At 39.7% G+C, this 15,716-nt stretch carries 11 protein-coding genes; 5 read left to right on the forward strand and 6 right to left on the reverse strand.

Translation table 11 applies throughout. The annotated features are described in order from the left end of the window. Positions 1–44: 44 nt before the first annotated feature. Both D469_RS0115770 and D469_RS0115775 read right to left on the reverse strand, forming a co-directional pair. Positions 45–2,174 carry a heavy metal translocating P-type ATPase gene (locus D469_RS0115770; RefSeq protein ID WP_083910846.1) on the reverse strand — a complete coding sequence of 710 codons (2,130 nt, stop codon included), beginning with the start codon at positions 2,172–2,174 and terminating at the stop codon, positions 45–47. A gap of 5 nt (positions 2,175–2,179) precedes the next feature. Further along, the gene (locus tag D469_RS0115775) at positions 2,180–2,545 is read right to left on the reverse strand and encodes an ArsR/SmtB family transcription factor (RefSeq protein WP_018924363.1); all 366 of its coding nucleotides are present in this window, start codon (positions 2,543–2,545) and stop codon (positions 2,180–2,182) included. 283 nt (positions 2,546–2,828) lie between these two features. Here D469_RS0115775 and D469_RS0115780 point away from each other — a divergent pair, with 283 nt between their 5' ends. Next, entirely contained in the window at positions 2,829–3,230 is a 402-nt protein-coding gene (locus D469_RS0115780; protein ID WP_018924364.1) for a potassium channel family protein, read from the forward strand. Positions 3,231–3,461: 231 nt separating this feature from the next. Continuing rightward, positions 3,462–4,448 (forward strand): aldo/keto reductase, encoded by a 987-nt coding sequence (locus D469_RS0115785; RefSeq protein ID WP_018924365.1) that lies wholly within the window; start codon positions 3,462–3,464, stop codon positions 4,446–4,448. Positions 4,449–5,427: 979 nt separating this feature from the next. Here D469_RS0115785 and D469_RS0115790 read toward each other — a convergent pair. The 4 genes from D469_RS0115790 to D469_RS0115805 all read right to left on the reverse strand — a co-directional run bounded on the left by D469_RS0115790 (position 5,428) and on the right by D469_RS0115805 (position 11,835). After that, on the reverse strand, positions 5,428–6,801 hold the full coding sequence (locus D469_RS0115790; RefSeq protein ID WP_018924366.1) for a solute carrier family 23 protein: 1,374 nt from the start codon (positions 6,799–6,801) through the stop codon (positions 5,428–5,430). Positions 6,802–6,836: 35 nt separating this feature from the next. Then, complete coding sequence (locus D469_RS0115795; protein ID WP_018924367.1) at positions 6,837–8,387, reverse strand: class I adenylate-forming enzyme family protein; 1,551 nt, start codon at positions 8,385–8,387, stop codon at positions 6,837–6,839. Between the two features lie 203 nt (positions 8,388–8,590). Next, positions 8,591–9,787, reverse strand: a complete 1,197-nt coding sequence (locus D469_RS0115800) for a thiolase family protein (protein WP_018924368.1) — start codon at positions 9,785–9,787, stop codon at positions 8,591–8,593. After that, the gene (locus tag D469_RS0115805; protein WP_018924369.1) at positions 9,784–11,835 is read right to left on the reverse strand and encodes a 3-hydroxyacyl-CoA dehydrogenase/enoyl-CoA hydratase family protein; all 2,052 of its coding nucleotides are present in this window, start codon (positions 11,833–11,835) and stop codon (positions 9,784–9,786) included. The genes D469_RS0115800 and D469_RS0115805 overlap by 4 nt, the downstream gene beginning before the upstream one ends. 446 nt (positions 11,836–12,281) lie before the next feature. On the opposite strand from D469_RS0115805, the gene D469_RS20585 reads away from it, so the two are divergent. The 3 genes from D469_RS20585 (at position 12,282) to D469_RS0115820 (ending at position 15,178) form a co-directional block, all read left to right on the forward strand. After that, complete coding sequence (locus D469_RS20585) at positions 12,282–13,070, forward strand: IclR family transcriptional regulator (protein WP_018924370.1); 789 nt, start codon at positions 12,282–12,284, stop codon at positions 13,068–13,070. Next, positions 13,067–13,843, forward strand: coding sequence for an IclR family transcriptional regulator (locus D469_RS0115815; protein ID WP_018924371.1), 777 nt, complete (start codon positions 13,067–13,069; stop codon positions 13,841–13,843). Before D469_RS20585 ends, D469_RS0115815 begins: the two co-directional genes overlap by 4 nt. 402 nt (positions 13,844–14,245) lie before the next feature. After that, positions 14,246–15,178, forward strand: a complete 933-nt coding sequence (locus D469_RS0115820; protein ID WP_018924372.1) for a prenyltransferase — start codon at positions 14,246–14,248, stop codon at positions 15,176–15,178. Positions 15,179–15,716 lie beyond the last annotated feature (538 nt).

Raw genomic sequence — 15,716 nt, forward strand, 5'->3', positions numbered from 1 at the left:
ATCTTTAATCAAAAAGTGCTGTAAAAAGCAAAAAGAGGGGGTCATCATCTCCCCTCTTTTTTCACTCTGGCCAGGCGCATCCCATTTAATGTAACGAGCAACGTGGCCCCGACATCTGCTAATATCGCCAACCATAATGGCAGCCAGCCTAAAATGATGAAGAATATCGCAATGAGTTTAATGCCAAGTGAAAATGCGATATTTTGTTTGATCACATTTAATGCTTTCCTGCTTAACCGGATCGTAAAAGGCAGCTTACTAATGTCATCAGCCATTAAGGTAACATCTGCCGTTTCAAGGGCTGTATCCGTGCCAGCACCTCCCATCGCTATTCCCACGGTAGAAGCTGCAAGAGCCGGAGCATCATTTATGCCATCTCCAACCATCGCTACCTTTTGTTCTTCTTTTGTTAGTTGTTTGATCACGTTTAATTTATCTTGAGGAAGTAAATCAGCTTTTACCTCTGTGATCCCTAATTGCTTCCCAATCGCGGTTGCTGTTAACGTGTTGTCGCCTGTTAACATTACTGTCTTCGTAACTCCCAAATCATGCAGGTTCTCAATAATATCTTGGCTCGTTTTACGGATCTCGTCGCGAACGGCAATCAAACCGAGCAATATAGAGTTTGTCGCTACGAGCATCACCGTTTTACCTTCTTGCTGTAAGGATCGAATCAACGTGAGACGGTCCTCACTTAACGTTTCAGGCACGTGTTCTTTCATAAAATCCGGGCTGCCTACATAATACCTGCACTGGTTAATCGTCGCTTGAATTCCTTTCCCCGTCATAGATTGAAACTCTTCCAATTCATAACCGGCCAGGTCGAGGTTTTCTTGTTCTGCTTTACGAACAATTGCAGCCGCCAATGGGTGCTGGGATCCTTGCTCTATGGCTGCAGCAATGGTAAACCATTCCATCCTATTTTCCTCGTCATTTTCTGCTAACGTGATTCGATCTGTTACTTCAGGCAAGCCTCTTGTCAGCGTCCCTGTTTTATCAAAAGCAATCGCCGCTAACGACCCAGCTTCTTCTAGATAAATACCACCTTTTATCAACACTCCATTTCTTGCTGCTTTGCCAATGGCTGTCACAATCGAAACTGGAGTAGAAATCACCAAGGCACATGGGCAAGCTACAACAAGAAGTGCTAACCCCCGGTAGATCCACTCTTCCCACGCCCCTCCAATTAATAAAGGAGGAACGGTCACCATAATCAAAGCAATAGCCATGACAGCTGGGGTGTAATACGTCGAAAAACGATCCACGAAGGCTTGAGATGGGGCACGTTCGGCTTGGGCCTCTTCAACCATATGAATAATTTTAGCAATCGTCGTATCTTCTTGTTTTTTGGTGACTTTAACTTCAAGCAGCCCTTCTTCATTTAACGTCCCGGCAAATATCTCATCATTCTCCACCTTTGTTACCGGGATCGATTCCCCTGTAATCGCCGCTTGGTTAACTGAGGAGTGACCTTTAATAACATAACCGTCCATAGCAATTTTTTGGCCTGGCTTAACTAACATAATGTCGTCAATTTGAATGTCTTCAACTGAAAGTAGCATTTGCTTATCATTTCTTCTAACGATAGCTTCTCTAGGGGCAATTCCCATCAATGAGCGGATGGACTGACGTGCTTTATCCATCGAATAGTTCTCCAGCCATTCACTAATCGCAAAAAAGAAAACGACAGCTGCCCCTTCTGCCCATTCTCCAATGCCTGCTGCTCCCAGTACTGCTACTGTCATTAACGTCTTCATATCAAAACGTAATCGAATAAGATTTTTCAATCCTTGAATAAATAACGTAAAGCCGCCAATCACAATAGAAGCAGCAAAAGCGACAACAGGCAGCGCACTTTCCCCACCGTATACAACATAAAGAATCAAACCGAAAACGAGCAAAAAGCCTGAAAGTAACGTTCGGATAGCTCTTTGATTTCTCCAGAGCGGCACCCGAGTCATGGCTTCATTTTCCTCTCGCACCTGTAAATTTTCAAAAGCCCCCGCTCTCTCTAGTTCATCTATCGAAGGGTCTCCTTCTATAGTTAATTTCGCTGCCGAAAAATTAACCTTCGCATTTTGAACACTTGGCAGTTCCTGTACCTTCTGCTCAAACTGAGCAGCACAATCCGCTCAGGTGAACCCTTGCACGTAGTACGTTTTCTTCTCATCCATTTTTATCACGTTCCACTTTTTTCTTTAGTATGCTCATAGGCCATAACAATGAGCTGTTTGATGTGTTCATCATCTAAGGAATAAAAAACTAACTTCCCTTCTTTGCGATACTTGGCCAACCCCATATTTCTTAACAAACGCAGGTGGTGAGAAGCTGTAGCGGTAGTAGCTCCGATAATATGGGCCACATCACATACGCACAACTCCTCCTCTTGGCTCAATGCATACGCGATTTTCATTCTTGTAGCGTCGGCAAGCGCTTTGAACATATGCGCCATTCCTTGTATATCATCAGCAGGCATCGACTGTTTTAATCGATTTACCTTCTCTTCGTCATAACAGAAAACATCACATTGATCTTGAGCAGCCATGTAATAAACCTCCTCCAATCATTCAAATGTTCGTTTGATTATTATAATATGCCATTTACATTATAATAGTCAAATAAATATTTGAATGTTTTAAAAAACTGTCCGCTTTTCTTATCTTAACTGTATGGATTTCCTGAGATTAGATGTTCCTAAGCACCACGACAAAACCTGACCTCTTGAGGAAACTTTAAGGTCATATCCTTCTGCTTCCCTTGAGCCCAAGCATTTTCTCACCTATTATCTCATAAGGTTGTACATAAACCTTTTCGGTTAGGAGAAGAACATGTTTCGATTTTCACTCATTGATAAACAACGAATGATTTATTTCTTATTCATATTAGTGCTTTTATATGGAACGATTGCTATATTGTTTGGTATCATTTATATCGTGTTAGATGTAACCAACCTTGGTAAGCTCATTGACCATTATGGCCACACAAGTGAATACTTTGAGCACCCTCCACTAAATTACTTAGTGAAGCCTTTTTACTTTAGCGCAGTCACTTTATTTTCAGTCGGGTATGGAGATATTAGCCCCTTTGGGTTAGCCAAAGTGTTTGCCGTGCTAGAAGCTATGATTGGCTATATTCTTCCTGCAGCAGTTGTCATGCAATATTTGCGCTATCAACCTGTCTCCATTCCCACCTATCGTCAAGCAAACAAGAGAAAGAATAATCACTTCTAGTCCTTAGTTTTCTTAAAGCTGCGGTTCTTTACCCACAACTGCCATGCTACTTCCTTTGTTGTTTTACAAAGCATGACCACGCCAAGGCCCAGAGGTTTATTTTCCATTAAAAACGGTTAATAAAGAAGGATGAGTCCTTAAAATACTTGCTACATTTATTTCAAGGCTTGGAAGTTATTACATCTATTCATGCAGCAGATATGAGTTCATTTCGAAGGAGGATGGATCCACATGATAAATTTGAAACAAGAGAGTAAACTTGGTTTCGGCACAGCGCCGTTAGGTAATATGTTTCGAGATATTCCGGAAAAGGAAGCGAAGGCTACCGTTGAAGCTGCCTGGGAACATGGTATACGCTATTTTGACACCGCTCCGTTCTACGGCGCAGGTTTAGCTGAACTTCGACTCGGAGAAGTGTTATCGCAACACAATCGTGACGATTATGTCTTAAGTACGAAAGTCGGGCGTGTCGTTGAGGATGAAACGGAAGAGAAAGAGGGACTGTTCGAGTTTGGCCGTAAAAATAAGGTGACAGATGATTACACGGCAGACGGTACGCTCCGTTCCATTGAGCAAAGCCTGGAACGGCTGCAAACAGACCGCTTAGATTTCGTTTATGTTCATGATATCTCTCCAGATTTTCAAGGTGATGAATGGCTTGCGAAATTTGAAGAAGCGAGAACTGGTGCTTTCCGCGAACTAGCCCGTCTTAAAAAAGAAGGCGTTATTAACGATTGGGGCCTCGGGGTAAACACGACCGAACCAATTGAAATAGCGCTTGATCTAGAAGAAGCAAACCCTGGCATTAACCTGCAGGCGACCCGCTATACGCTGCTCGACCACGAACATGCCCTGCAGCGTCTGATGCCGACAGCTGAAGAACAAGGAATCAGCATTGTCGTCGGTGCACCTTATGGATCGGGTATCATAGCAGGCGGCTCTCATTATAAATATCAAGAAGCATCTTCAGAGGTGACGTCTCAAGTAGAGCGCATGAATCAGATAGCAGAGCGTCATCAAGTGGACCTTATCTCTGCTGCCCTTCAGTTCTCTGCTGCTCATCCAGCCGTCGCAGCGGTAATACCAGGCACCACACGTCCGGAACGAATCCCGGAGAATATAAATGCCATAAATGCTGATATTCCAGCTGCATTCTGGCACGAGCTTCGTGAACAAAACCTAGTATCACCTGAAGCACCGCTGCCAATCGACGAATAGTAACTAGATCACCTAACAAATACCGTGCTCTACATTAGAGCGCGGTATTTGTTATCCCGGTGTCAATCAACCTATGTAATATTGCACTCTGTTTAATTTTCCGCTTCAAGTCATAAACGCCTTCTACGAATCTGCCTGCGCAAATTATTGCAACAATTCCTAAAAGAATAGCTAATACTGTTTACTCAAACTTATATACAATATTAGGATAAAATAAGATTACTCAAGGAAATTGTTCCAAACATAAAAAATGAGCATATGGCAAAGAATCACTTCTTTTAACATTTGGATAGGTGCCCAATATCGACTGAGCCTCTATGCTGTATTACTTTTCTTTATTTCTTACTCTCCCTGCATTCTTCTAATCTCATACACCAAACTACCCGACGAGATGAAAAGTAAAAATGAAAACAAATAAGCACGGAACTCAACAGCTTTCCTTCCTTCTACGAATGCCTCTCTCTAACTTTCACCGGTGACGTAAGGTACAATCTCCTCTTGCACCGTGCTCACCATTTCCTCATGATCCACTTCCTCTTTTGGTCTTAAATACAAGATTGACGTTCTGTAGTCATCCCCTACCTCGCCTGTTACTACTACGCTATTTAGTTCTTCACCTGTCTGCTCAGATTCTGAAGAGGAAAGAAAAAACCGTAGCTATGGTCGGAAAAGAACATGGTGAAATAAGTATTTGGAAAATGATATTTAAAGTAGATTGATGATATGCCAATTAAAAATGTAATAACACTTAGACTGATAATTATAAAATCAGAGTCATGCAATTAAACAAAACGTTAAAAAACACAGATAAAGCGACTCCTGTCTAGAATCGTTTGGAGTCGCTTCTTAAAATGCGGTTCACTTCAGCTTACTTTCATATCCCCAGGATCTTTTATCTTTCACCGCTTTGCCAACTGACTTCAACTTGGAAGCTAGCAAAACGATTTAGGAAACAGTAAGCTGATAGTGGTATTCATTATTAAACAGCTTCTTTCTCCTCTTCTTGATTTGCCTCTTCAGATTTGTCTTTAGAAAACAAATTTTCTTTTTGCAATAGAAGATAAAGTACCAACCCTACTACAAGACCATATGCTGCTCCATGGACCGCAAGCACAATACCCATGACTCCAGCAACTCCGATTTCTGTTTCGTTTTTCAACTGTTGAATACCTACCGTAATACATAAATATCCAGTCAAGATAAGGGTAATAGAAAGTGCTATAGGTAAAAATGGTTGAAATAAGGTGACCAAAGGTAGAATGAAAATAACTAATGACAGTGAAATGATTAATGAATTTGTACCTGAAAAAATCGATTGCATTGCACTTCTTCCAAAAGTATACCTTTCTGCAACGGAGGCTGTTCCCGCTGTAAATATAGGTCCTGCTAATCCAGGGTGGGGGAAGAATAATGCATGACAGAAATTTCTAAAAAAAGTAAGCATGTGCAATTGATTAGAATCATATTCAATTTTTTCATCTGGTCTAAATTTACTGGACCTTTCAATTAGCTTTTCACCTACGATAATGTCTCCATACGAAATGATGTAAGCTAAAATGGCCGTCGGTATAGCTGCCAAAAATATTTCCCACGTTGGAAAACCAACAACAAACGGAGTCACATTCCACATTTCGTTTAGGGAAGGCACGGTTATTCCCCATTCTATATCTGGAGAAGGATATTCTGCTATAGCCCAACCAATGATTATTGCAATAATAATCGATGGCATGATGCCATAGCTTGCTATAAAGCGTATACCTTTACTTTTTGCTTGAAGACCTCGGAAAGATCGTGAAAACATAATATACAAACATAAAATACCGCCGGCTATTAGAGAAATGGGAGTTTCATAAAGCCTTCCCCCTGATTCAATCTCTGTCATTATAGCCGTGATCCCTGCACCAATTAATATACCAGCTTTTAAGGAAATTGGCAGTTTAGTAACAAATACTCTCCCTAGTCCAGTAAGTCCAAATATTAAGAAAATAAATGCTACCAATAGCTGCAGTGCTATTAATGCTTGCAAGGCTTCTGTACCTGGTTGATAGTCACCAAGGAAAACGATCAAAACAGGAATCAATGGAGTGATAAAACCTGGTACAAATGGTACGCCAAGCATAGGTGGAATGAGCATAAAAAATTGACCAAATATCACAATCGTAATCGCCGCTGCATACGAAATTCCGAGCGGCCCCGTCATGATCTCCACCATGCTTAAACCAATGGCAAATATAACTACCCCTTGAATTAGCTCTGGTATTTCTAGTCTATGATGGATAAAAGGTAAACGAAGTTGATAGTTTCCAAGCTTCCAATGGGGTTGTACTTTCCCTTTACTATTATCTTTCTCCACAGTTCATCCCCCTTAATAATGTTTGTTAAGCGCTTTCAATATTGGCCACTGATTTGCTCACGTAGTTTTCCTTTTTGGATTTTTCCACTAGCCGTCATTGGTAGATGATCAGTAAAGATAATAGATGCTGGAGTTTTATAAACCGCCAAGTGAGCGGAGACGTAGTCCTTCACTTCCGCTTCTGTCATCTTTTCTCCTAAGCGCAGCTGAATGACCGCACATACGACTTCTCCTAATGTCTCATCAGGAAGCCCAATAACTGCTGCAGTCGAAATGCTGTCATGCTTATGAAGTAGTGCTTCTATTTCTTGTGGGTATATATTAAATCCCCCACGTACAATCATTTCTTTTACTCGACCTACTAATCGTAAATTGCCACGCTCATCTATAGCACCTAAGTCGCCCGTATAATACCAACCTTCGTTGTCGAGGATCTCTGCCGTTTTTACAGGCATTTTATAGTAACCTTTCATATTGCCAAAGCTATTTACAGCAATTTCACCGGTGTAACCAACCGGAAGCTTTTCTCTTTGTTCATCTACAATTTTTAATTGAATACCTTGAAATGGTTTTCCTACCGTTTCTAATATTTCAGTTTCATCATCATTTATTTTATTAATCGTTACTCCACCACTTGTTTCACTAGAGCCGAAAGATTGACATAAGTGAAAGTTCATTTTTTTACGAATTTTTTTCATTTGTTCAGGGGAGATAGGAGCTGCCCCAACCATCCCCGTGCGCAGTGAAGACAAATTATACTGCTCAAATCCATCTACTTCTATTTCTTTCAAAAACATGGTAGGGACACCTTGCTGAACAGTAACTTGCTCCTGTTCAATAAGCTCAAGCGCCTGTCTAGGCTTAAATTTTTCCATAAGCACCATCCGTGCTCCGGCACCAACAGCTGCTATTAAATTGCAAGCAATTCCAAAGATATGAAATAAAGGAGCAGGGACTAAAAACACGTCTTTGTCGGTACACTGCATCTCTTCAACTACCGCTAATGCGCACTTCGAAACACTTTGATGAGTAATCATGACACCTTTTGGCCTGCCGGTTGTTCCTGACGTATATAAAATGCACAACAAATCTTTTGATGCATCAACAACCTCTTTTTTCACTTCTTTTCCATCGTTTGATTGCAGCAACTCTCGAAAAGATATCATCAGCTCATTTTCAAAACGTACTGATACAATAGATGGAACTAATTCTGCAATCGTTTCTACATTTCCATTTTCTAAAATTTGTTCGGATACATATAATGCTTTTGGTTCAGCATCTTTTAAAATAAATTCGATCTCGTGGGAACGATACATTGTATTAAATGGTACTACTACAGCACCAAGCATAGCACTCGCAAAAAACACGATGACCGTTTCATTCCAATTAGGTAAACAAACCCCCACTTTATCTCCTTTAGTAACCCCTAAATCCTTCATCCCCTGCGCAACTTTATTACTTTGTTCTAAAAGTTCTTCGTAAGAAAGCCGACTGATTTGATCATACATAGCTTCCCTGTCACCATACTCCTTCACTGTTAATTCCAGTAAGTCATGTACTGACTCCTTATCTTGCACAGTTTCCATTTTCACACCTTCCTTTTTGTTTAGTGCTAACTTCATGAGCCTTGTATATATTTTTGAAACCGCTTACTATAAGTATATTTTTTTATCTTTTGTACAACGATTTAGTTTTCTTTTATGTAGAACTGTTGATCGGAATTTTATTAACATTTATAAAAATTAAAAAACTGCTGAGTTTCCTCAACAGTTTTCCCACTTTTAATATATTAACCTATTTTTAAAACAATAGCTGCTCCATTATCTCCAGCAGCACAGCCAGTTACTAATGCGTATCCTCCACCTTTATCAACTGTTTCTTCAATGGCTTCTATTAAAAGGCGTCCTACAGTTGGTGCTTGTGGATGTCCAAATACTAAGGAGCTTCCATAATTATTAAAGTGAAATGGATCTATATTTAGGGCTTTTCCTAAATATAAATCATTTACAATAAAAGGGTTATGGCTTTTAACTGTTGTAATATCCTTGATTTCTACTTCAGCTTTATTCAATGCCATCTTAACTGCAGGTACTGGTGCTGCCGGCATCGTTGCTTTTTCAGCTCTAGCATACCCATAAGAAATGATTTTTATAGAGATTGGTTCTGTACTTAATCGTTTGGCATATTCTTTTGAAGTTACCATAATACCAGCATTACCATCAGCAGGGTGAGTTTGTCCACCAAGGGAGACAATCCCATTCTCTATTGTAGTAGATAAACCTTGCAGCGCCTCCATTGACGTCTCTGTCACGCCTTCATCCGCAGCTACTACTTTCGTTTTTCGCTTACCCTCTGAGACTTCAACAGGTATCATGTATCTTTTTTGAAATGCAAAGTCATTTTTTATTGCATCCTTATATTGTTCGTACCTGCGCCACGTTAGTTCGTCAGCTTCTTCTTTTGTAAATCCATTTTCTGCTGCTACCTTTTCAGCCGTCATGAGCATACTCTTTCCGGTAGATGGATCTGCTGCCATATTGTCTAAGTTCCAATTCTCTGATATGACCTGCCCTCCTGGACCTTTGGGGTCAGGCCAAACGGTATGAGGTCCATTGGAGCATCTATCTGTTAACAAACAGTATGCACTTTCCATAGCGCCGACTTCTACTGAGACTGCAGCGTTATATAAGGAAGTGGTGGATGTAGCACAAGCGTGCATAACTGTCTGTCCAGGAACATCTGATGCCCCCATCATGCTCGATGCCCATGATGCGCCGTAGAAGACGCTTTTCTGACCTACGGTTATCCCCAGATACATATAATCCAACGCTTTATTTGGGTCAATCCCTGTCGAATCAAACCATTGTTTGCTGCTTTTGGCGCCCAGTTCGATAGAGTTTACGTGTTGTAAACTTCCCTGCCACTTGCAAAATGGGGTTGAATAATAACCACCATAGGGGATGTATGCATTATTTAACAAGCTCATACTTTTTTGCCCTCCCCTACAAATTCAGGTCTGCTTCCAGTAGTTGAAGCGACCAAGCCGTTCAACGCGTCTTGAGTTTTAAAAATACTCATTAGATAATCTAGTTCAAGTTCAATTCCTTCTTCAATTGAATCAGACACTTGTTTATTTATTAGATCATTAATGGTTTTTAATGCAATTGGCCCTTTATAGGACAGTATTTTCACTAGCTTTTCTGCCAATTCAGGATCGACGTTTTTCGGTTTTTCCCCGTTTAACATTTTTTGTACATTCTCTTCAGAAAATGCTTCGATTAAGGAATCAAGTGAGGCTGGAATTTCTCTTTCTTTGTATTTATCTTCTGTTCCTTTTTCCACAATAGTCTCAATTGTCGCTTCGATATCTTCCATTTCCACTACATCCGAAACAAGCTGTAATTCAAGCGCAGTATTCGCTCGGATCGTTTTTCCAGTCATAACAAAGTATTTGGTTAATTCTTCCCCTATTTGATGATTCATGCGAAGCATACCACCAAGTCCAGGATAAATACCTAAACCGCTTTCGGGAAAAGCTAACGAACCCTGGTTTGTTGCGACAATATGCTGACATGCAAGTGCCAGTTCGCTTCCCCCTCCAAGGGAAAGTCCATCTAGAACAGCAACAGTCACTTTATTTGAGGTCTCCAGTTTTCGAAATAAATAATGTCCTTTTCTAGTAAAAGCTACATTTTTTTCTATTTGATTATTCTCAATGCAGTCTATAAAGAAGTTAATGTCAGCTCCAGCAACAAAGCTTTTTCCCGCTCCCTGGATAGCAATACCTTTTACTTTGTCGCTGCTTTCTGCTTGATCAAATGCTTGTTCTAACTGCTCCACTACGACTGGATTGAGAGCATTCATTGCTTCCGGTCGATTGATCGTCAGATAAGCAATACCATTTTTTATTTCTGTTTGAATAAATTGAAAAGAAAAAGGTTGGTTTTTTTGAGCCTGTTCTTTTAACAAACTAGAGTCATGGAAGCCGACTCGACTCTCATTCAACTCTTCTACTGCCTCATAAGCTTCTTCTAATCCATATTTATTCATTAACTCAAACGGGCCAAGCTTCCATTTCAGACCGACTTTTGCACCGATATCTGTGTCCTCAATACTTGCGACCCCTTCATCTACTTGTGAAGCGGCGATTCCAAACACCGTAGCAAACAACCTTTTTTTAATGAAAGGGAAATGTTGTTCTACTATTTCTCCCTCGAGAGGCCAATTATCATTATTATTTACTTTTTCTTTGAGTAAAGCTGCTGGTGCATAAAACTCACTAATTTCTTTCGACAAATAGGAAGAAGAGTGCTCAGCAATAGGCAGGCCGGTTACATTCATTAATTCAAATGGTCCCATCCCAATTTCAAAGGCTTCTTTCGCTGCTGCGTCTATTGTAGGAATATTTGCGACTCCTTCTTCTAACAAATGCACAGACTCATTTAAAAAAGGAACAAAATATCTGTTCACAGCAAAACCGGGGGAATCTTTTACCAGAATGCACGTTTTATTGTGAAGTTTCCCTATTAACATCGTCTTTTCAATCGTTTCTTTACTTGTGTTTTCGTGTGGAATCACTTCTACAAGTCTATTTTTGGCAGGATGATAGAAATAATGCATACCTATAAAGCGATCAGGCCGCTGGGTAAATTGGGCAATATCTTTGACGAACAAGCTGGAGGTATTTGTAGCAAAAATTGTCTTACTTTCACAAAGATCATCAAGCTTTTGAAAGAGACTTCCTTTTACTTTCAAATCTTCAAAGACTGCTTCTATAACTAAATCTACGCTTGTTAAATCATCGAATTTAGAAGTAGCATAAATTCTATTCAACGTTTCTGTTTTTTGTTCTTCAGTAAATATACCGCGTTCCACCCCTTCTGTAAGAGTAGAACTTATAGTCTCTAATCCTTTTTGGACTTTCTCGTCATTCATATCTACTAAAATTACGTCTAATTCTTCTTGAGCCAATTTTTGAGCAATACCGGCGCCCATATTGCCTGCCCCCACTACTCCTATTTTATAATTAGCCAACAGTAATTCCTCCTCTAAATGACTGATATCTTCACGTATTTCTCCAGCTAACATATGTTTTCATCATTTTTCACTCAGCGCTTTTTCCTACTGATAGTTAGATTTCTTAGTAGATATATTATAGACACATTTTGTAACAGCCCATTGTGCACCTTTCGAGCATACTCACCCAGCACCAATTCTGGTAGTCAGTGTAGCTTATTTTCAAATCCCTATAATGGGAACCACCACATAAACCAGCATTCCTCTTCTTACACATCTTGAACTTGTTTCTTAATGACACCGTTTACATAAGCAGCTTGCTGTGTTGGCAGCTGACGTACCATCTCCCCGTCAACTTTCCATTTAATTATTTTTCATTTTAAATTAGATTATCGTTTCTCCACATCTTGCTTTTCTTGTATGTGGGATGTAAGATGAAAAATAATATATAGGGAGGGAATTCTATGAATACCCGACGTTATACTAGCCTGGAAAATGCGATTCGTATATTAAAAAGCTTTTCAGACCGTAATTTGGAATTCGGCGTTAGTGAACTAGCAGAACAATTAAATTTAGGAATCAGTACCACTCACCGCTTACTTATTTCTTTAGCGGAAGAGGGATTTGTAGTAAAAAATAAAGAGACAAATAAATATACATTGGGTTTATCGATTTTACAATTAACAAACACAGTCACCGAACAAATACATATCATTCGGGAAGCATCTCCCATTTTGCAAAAATTAACTGATGATACAGGGGAAAGCACCCACCTCGGTATCATCGATTTTGATGAAGTGATTTATTTACAAAAAATCGAAACCCCTCATCCAACTTCCCCGGATTCTTATTTAGGCAAGAGAGCGCCCATCTATTGTACTGGTGCCGGGCAGACCATTCTGGCTTTTCAATCAAACCGTCAAGTTGAGCGTGTACTTTCCCAACCTCTTACACCATACACGGACTACACCATCACAGACACAAATCAGTTAAAATCAAAGTTTGCTCAAATTAAAAAAGATGGTTTCACCGCAAATAGTCAAGAATTTCAAAAAGATATGTTTTCTGTAACTTCTCCTGTCTACAACAAAGACAATTATGTAATCGCTGCCATCAGTATTATTGGTCCTTTACGAAGAATGAAACCTCAGAAAAACTTTCTTATTGAAAAAACACTGAAAGCTGGAAACACCTTATCTTCTATCGTTAAACGAAGGCAAAGGCAGCTATTAAGTAAAGGGGGAACGGTATGACATCACAAAAGTATCAGCTTTCTTCAGTTACGAACGCAATGAAAATATTAAATATCTTTAAAGTCAGCGAAAGAAAAGAGCTAAGTTTTACCGAAATCACCACCATTACCCGCATACCGAAAAGCACTGCTCACCGCTTAATTACCTCCTTAAAATCAGAAGGGTTCTTATCTCAAAACCCACGTACAGGTAAATACCGTCTTGGATTAACGTTACTGACGTTAGGAGGCATTGTCTCTGTGCACAAACAAACTTACCAGGAAGCATTCCCTTTCCTGGAACAGCTTGTACGTGAGATAAACGAAACCTGTCATATATGTTTACTTGAGGAGAGGGATGTTGTTTTTTTTCAACGTGTACACCGTAAAGACCCAGATCACTTGATAACCGAGGAAGGAAGAAAAGGACCAGTTCATTGTACAAGTGAAGGATTAATTCTACTAGCTTATCAGGACAAAGCACATCAAGAACGTGTATTGTCAGGACCTTTGAAACGTTACACAGAATGTACAACAACAGACCCCCCCCAGCTTCGTTCAAGGCTTACTCGTATTGCAAAAGAGGGATACGCATGGTGCGAGGGTGAATATTTCAAAGATTATACTAGTATTGCTGTGCCTATTAGAGACTATTCTTCTCTTGTTGTTTCTTCCTTGTCACTAGTTACTCAAACGACCCGCTTGCAGGGAAAGGATACTTCATTTTACATGGAGCGTCTAAAAGAAACAGCAGATGATATTTCTGAAGCTTTAGGATATTTTGGCGATATATAATTAATAAGTTCATTCTTTTATATTAAGGTAATCTTCCTTTTCAGTTTGAAAATCAAACATGCATTTGTTGTTAGGAGCGCCGCACGGATTCATAAGTGATAAACGAAACAATTGTATAAATATTAGATGAATGAAATTGTCGTTTTGGCTAGATATATATTTCAGCTCTCAGCAATTGTTCCCCCTTAATTATCATTGAGCCACCCACACCATGTAATCTCAAAATATAACATTAAATAATCTCTAAAAAACCAATTGCAATGCGTGTTATGTATCTTTCATTTCGTTATTCAAATGCACATTTTTTATCGCATTCTTTTGGAAATCAGCAGGTTAAAATACGGAGAGTTGGGGCATGGAGGATTACGTGATACATTTGGGTCTTATTCAGGAAAGGAATTGTTGCTATTGGTTCTTCCGTTTCGCTCTATTATTCGCGGAGGGTGGGCGCTGCTCCGTTCAGTTGCAGTTATTTCCTCTAGTGTGGCAACAATAGTATCTTCCATGCTTCCATTCTATTTATATTCTTCATTTTCCACAGAATATGTACTTATGATGTTTATTGTTTTACTGGTCGCTGCTTTTACGATTCATGGGGTATTGACCCATGCTTTTAATGACTACATGGATTATCGTTCTGGTACAGATGAGCATAGTCCAGCTATCTTGTCGGGTGGAAGCCGTGTTATTCAAAAAGGAATGATCACTTTACCTGTGCTTTGGTTTATCGGAAAATGGCTGGCCATTGTACTTCTTATCATAGCCTGCTTGTTAGCTCTTTTATCATATTATACATTGGGTTTTCTATTAGTTGTTGGAGTCTGGGCGGCTGCGTCTTATTCCCTGCCTCCTTTGCGCTTAAGCTACCGGCCTTTTCTAGGAGAATGGTGTAGTTTATTTCCTTCCATTCTTTTTCTCGGAGTTGCTGGACCGTGGCTTATATTAGGAGAAATTCCGTTATGGGCAGCTCAAAACGCAGTCATTAACACCTTCTTTTGTCTTGCCTGGGTCATGGTTCATCATGTTCCAGATCTCGAAGCGGATAAACAGGCCGTGCCAACCAAACGGACCAGCGTAGTATGGTTTGCGGATACGTTCGGTCTCTTTTATGCAAGATTACCAGCTTTACTATATCTTGCTGCGGGAGGAATATGTATCTTTTGGCTCGGCTTTGACCGCTTTTGGGCGACTGTGACGTTAACCTTAACCATCTCTATCGCTCTATTGTTAGTGATGAAGATGAATATAGAAGATCATCAGCAAGTCTCATCTTATGAAAAAATAATGCTGCTTCTAGCCATGATAACTGCAGTAGCCCTAGGGGTTTTTATTTAGCTCACTTAAAATAAAAGTCCTAAACCAACAGAAAAAGCGACCTCTGGCAAAAATGCCTGGAGTCGTTTTTTTGGCTGTCGATGATGCCCAAAGAACGGTAGCTGCTTGTATTTTGAAAAAACAGAGTTCAAAATGGAAAATGAGAATTCCATGAGAACAAAATCACTGTAGCTTTAAAATAAAGATTGCTCAAAACGGATTCTTCCATTGTGAAGTATTGTACAATTTTTTAAAAAAGTTTGCTCCTTTATTCAATCTTCAACAAATGTTCTCGTTACGTTCAGTATTATTCTACAGAGTTAGAACAAAAAAATCATTTTGCTGTGCAGTACATAATTTTGTTTTGTTAGTTATTCCTCTCAAGCATAAGCCCCCGATTCCAGGCTGAGTGAGGTTTAGGCATTGAAACTTAAAGGTATTACCATTAATATCTTTTAAGAAACCTATGTTTGATTAGGAGTTTACGAGAATTTTCTCCCCCTTACATTTACGTTAATACGTTCATGCTAGATTTTTTTTTAGCGCAATCAAAAATACG

Origin of the sequence: Salsuginibacillus kocurii DSM 18087, from assembly GCF_000377705.1 — a bacterium.
GTDB classification, from domain to species: domain Bacteria; phylum Bacillota; class Bacilli; order Bacillales; family Marinococcaceae; genus Salsuginibacillus; species Salsuginibacillus kocurii.

Coding starts and splice junctions, on each gene's coding strand:
- D469_RS0115775 (WP_018924363.1), bottom strand. CDS start 2,545: ATGGCTGCTCAAGATCAATGTGATGTTTTCTGTTATGACGAAGAGAAG.
- D469_RS0115780 (WP_018924364.1), top strand. CDS start 2,829: ATGTTTCGATTTTCACTCATTGATAAACAACGAATGATTTATTTCTTA.
- D469_RS0115785 (WP_018924365.1), top strand. CDS start 3,462: ATGATAAATTTGAAACAAGAGAGTAAACTTGGTTTCGGCACAGCGCCG.
- D469_RS0115795 (WP_018924367.1), bottom strand. CDS start 8,387: ATGGAAACTGTGCAAGATAAGGAGTCAGTACATGACTTACTGGAATTA.
- D469_RS0115800 (WP_018924368.1), bottom strand. CDS start 9,787: ATGAGCTTGTTAAATAATGCATACATCCCCTATGGTGGTTATTATTCA.
- D469_RS20585 (WP_018924370.1), top strand. CDS start 12,282: ATGAATACCCGACGTTATACTAGCCTGGAAAATGCGATTCGTATATTA.
- D469_RS0115815 (WP_018924371.1), top strand. CDS start 13,067: ATGACATCACAAAAGTATCAGCTTTCTTCAGTTACGAACGCAATGAAA.